This is a genomic window from Halomonas cibimaris, assembly GCF_039537045.1.
Taxonomy (GTDB): Bacteria; Pseudomonadota; Gammaproteobacteria; order Pseudomonadales; family Halomonadaceae; genus Vreelandella; species Vreelandella cibimaris.
The window spans coordinates 1-557 of record NZ_BAAAZT010000031.1 but is presented as its reverse complement, the minus strand read 5'-3'; the positions used below and the strand labels follow the sequence as shown (position 1 = coordinate 557).

The 557-nt window shown below is 62.5% G+C and carries 1 protein-coding gene; it reads right to left on the bottom strand.

Features of this window, described 5'->3' with window-relative positions:
* On the bottom strand, positions 1-557 hold a 557-nt coding region (locus ABD654_RS05590; protein WP_344703109.1), incomplete at both ends, for an IS701 family transposase.

The window sequence follows — 557 nt, the reverse complement described above, 5'->3', positions numbered from 1 at the left end:
CGTCGGATCAGAAGATAATGGCCCCAGCGGCGTGCCTCTTCCGTAGGCTGCAGCCTTGTCAGCGGCGTCAACGCCCAGTCGTACCTGCGTTCGCCCTTGCTGCCTGAGCCAGCGGATAGGGTCTGCCATGCGTCATCCGGCAGTGCCGCCGCGATCTCGTCGGCTCGCGTGTACTGGAAACTCTTCCACCACAAGGGTTCGTTGCAAGCCACTTCTAAAACAAAGGGTTGTGAGCGATCCTCCAGCCACAGACGCAGGCTGCGGTTACCGCCATAGACGCTATCCCCCGTCACCCAGGCGGCCGGTATGTCCTGATCCATCGCGCGCTCCAGCATCCGGCGAGCGAGCTCGGGTTTGCTGGCAAATTCGACGTCATCAGGGATGCCCGCACGCCGACAACGCTCGCGGTCCTGTGTCCAGGATTTGGGCAAGTACAGGGCGCGATCCAGGAAGGCATGCCCTGCCGGGCTAGCGTAGAGAAGAAAGACCCCGATCTGACTATTTTCGATACGGCCGGCGGTGCCACTGTACTGGCGTTGCACGCCGGCCGAGTGCTG